This is a genomic window from Archangium sp. (genome assembly GCF_036388035.1).
In the GTDB taxonomy this organism is placed as follows: domain Bacteria; phylum Myxococcota; class Myxococcia; order Myxococcales; family Myxococcaceae; genus Archangium.
In genome coordinates this window covers 1-2758 of the sequence record NZ_DASVSO010000362.1, presented here as the reverse complement: position 1 = coordinate 2758, position 2758 = coordinate 1, and the positions used below count along the sequence as shown (strand labels likewise).

The 2758-nt window shown below is 65.2% G+C and carries 2 protein-coding genes and 1 pseudogene; 1 reads left to right on the top strand and 2 read right to left on the bottom strand.

Annotated elements, in window-relative coordinates; genetic code table 11:
- Both VF697_RS14700 and rpsO read right to left on the bottom strand, forming a co-directional pair.
- A pseudogene (locus tag VF697_RS14700) lies at nucleotides 1-575 on the bottom strand (polyribonucleotide nucleotidyltransferase); the annotation flags it as partial.
- A 249-nt stretch (nucleotides 576-824) separates the two neighbouring features.
- Complete coding sequence (gene rpsO, locus VF697_RS14695) at nucleotides 825-1094, bottom strand: 30S ribosomal protein S15 (protein ID WP_331095403.1); 270 nt, start codon at nucleotides 1092-1094, stop codon at nucleotides 825-827.
- A gap of 251 nt (nucleotides 1095-1345) precedes the next feature.
- Here rpsO and VF697_RS14690 point away from each other — a divergent pair.
- Nucleotides 1346-2758: helix-turn-helix domain-containing protein (locus tag VF697_RS14690; protein WP_331095401.1), on the top strand; the 1413-nt coding region annotated here is incomplete at its 3' end.

The window sequence follows — 2758 nt, the reverse complement described above, 5'->3', positions numbered from 1 at the left end:
ATGTTGATGGCGTCGGCGGTGCCGGTGACGCGGAGGTCGAGGCGGGAGTTTTCCACCTGATCGGCGAGGGGGTTCACGATGAACTCGCCGTTGGCATCGAGAGCGATGCGGACGTTGGCGATTGGCCCCTGGAAGGGTACGTCGGAAATCATGAGGGCGGCGCTGGCACCGATGGCAGCAAGGGTGTCGAGCGGGGACTGGTCATCGTGGCTGAGAGCGGTAATGATGACCTGCACATCGTTGCGGTAGCCCTTCGGGAAGAGGGGGCGGAGGCCCCGGTCCACGAGGCGGGAGAGGAGGATGCCGCTCTCGCTGGGGCGACCCTCGCGGCGGAAGAAGGAGCCGGGAATGCGGCCCGCCGCGTACATGCGCTCCTCAAAGTCCACGCTGAGGGGGAAGAAGTTGATGCCCTCGCGCGGCTCTTTGGCGGCGGTGGCGGTGACGAGGACGATGCTCTCGCCCATGCGGACGGTGACGGCCCCGCCCGCGAGTTTGGCGAGCTTGCCCGTCTCAATGGTAATTTCGTGGTTGCCCAGCATCGCGGTGTAGCGATTGGGCTGGTTCAGACTGGTCATCTTTGTACGTTCCTTCCGTGTGGATGTTTGGTGCGGTATTTACCGCAAGTTGCACGCCACGACGGGAGGGACTGGAGCGAACCACGAAAACGCTGTGGGCCTTCGTGGCTCGCTCCAATTCCTGCCCGTCCGGGGCGCGGGTAGCTGCCGCCAAAACAGGGGTGCTCCGTGCGGCGGGGAGCCAACAAAAACGGGCCAGCAGGCGCTCGGCCCGCTGACCCGTTTTGAAGCGAATAGGGAGACAATGAGTTACCTGCGGAGGCCCAGCCGCTCGACGATGGTGCGGTAGCGGGCGACGTCTTTCTTTTGCAGGTAGGCGAGGTGGCGGCGGCGCTGGCCGACGAGCTTGAGCAGGCCCCGGCGGGAGCTTTCGTCCTTCTTGTGGGTGCGAAGGTGGTCAGTCAGCTCGGTGATGCGCTGCGTGAGGATGGCGATTTGAACTTCAGGCGAGCCAGTGTCGTTGTTGGCAAACCCGTATTCGGTGACTATCTGTTCCTTCTGGGCCTTCGAGAGGGCCATGTACGTTCGCTCCTTAATTGTCCCGTCGGGCAGCCGGAGCCGCGCCGGGGGTGTTCTTACTATCATCAGCCGAAGATTATATCATGGGTCGGGTGGATAATCAAAAGTAGGGGTGCGGAAATTGGAAGGCGGAACGGACGGTGGAGGGGAAGAAAGATTGAAAGGATAAAGGAAGGATGCAAGAATAGGAAAAGGAAGGGAGAGGTGGGGTAGGTAGTGTTTGGGGATGGTGGGAGGGCGACAGGAGGGGGATGATGGAGAAGAGGGTTTTCGGTGAGGAGATAAACGAGGCCCGCAAACGTGCTGGCCTGAGCCAAGAGGTACTCGCGGACGAGGTTGGCAAGCGGTTGGGAATTACCGTTTCGCAGCAGAGCGTGCAGCACTGGTGCAGCGGTAAATACTTGCCCGTCGACCGCGTTACACTCCTCGCCCTCATCGGCACGCTGCATGAAGGCGGGGGGCTGACCACGCAACAGGTGGAAAGGGTGTTGCGCGCCGCCGACGCGGGTGCCCTGCATGCCGATGAGATGGAGGGGTTCCTACCGGGGTTGCAGGGTGAGGAGCGCACTGCCGAGGCGGACGAGCCACGCGCCTCGTCCAACGGGGCGGATCACCATGAGCGGGAAGTTGCCCCGCCGCTGGATGGACCTGATGGGACAGGCTTCGCGCCTCCTCCACCGCCGCCGCTACCCGACGCGGGTTTCCACGAGTGGACCTATCCGGCGCTGGGTGGCGTGGCGTCGGTGGCGCTCTCGAAAGATGGGACGCGGGTGGCGCTGGGGACGCTGGGCAAGGCAGTGACGAGCCTGACGGGGGAGGGCGCGGTCCGCTGGAGCCGCCCGGTGGGCAACCAGGCGTGGAACGTGGCGATGAGCGGGGATGGCGGGTTGGTGGTGGCGGGGACAGGCAGCACGCGGCCCTGGGACATGAAGGGGCGGGGCCTCTACGCCTTTGACGGGGAGGGAGGCGTGCTGTGGGAGGAGGAGCTTGGTGCCTCGGTGTGGGGGCTTTCGCTGTCGGCGGACGGCTCGACGGTGGCGGCGGGGACGGAGGGCAAGCAAATCCTGGTGTACGACGCGCAGGGGCATCGCCTCTGGCACCAGGAGGTGCCGAGCATCGGTTGGTACGGGTGGGTGTGGGCGACGGGCCTCTCGGCGGATGGCTCGCTTATTGCGGCGGGTGCCGCCGACAAGCGGTTGCGCCTGTTCCGGCGCAGTGGAGAGCTTATTAGGATTCATCAGGCTCACGGCGATGTGTTTGCGGTGTCGGTGGCACCTGACGGGTCGGCGGTGGCGGCGGGGGACAACGAGGGCTTCCTCTACTGGTTGGACGGGTCGGGGCGGCTGTTGTGGGACAAGGCACCCGGCGACAAAATCTGGTCAGTCCTGTTGAGTGAGGATGGGACGCAGGTGGTGGTGGGGACGGGCGAGAAGGAACGGCACCTGCACGCCTATTCGCGCGAGGGTGCGCTGCTGTGGCGGCGTTACGTGGGGGGGAGCGTGAGCGAGGTGGCGTTGAGCGAGGACGGTTCGCGCATGATGGCTGGCACGCGAGAGGGGGGTATTTTCCTCTTCGAGGAGGGGGAGGTGCTGCTGCAAGCGTGGGCGCGGGGCAAGGTGCGCTCGGTGGCTCTGTCGGCGGCGGGCGACTTGGCGGTGGCAGGC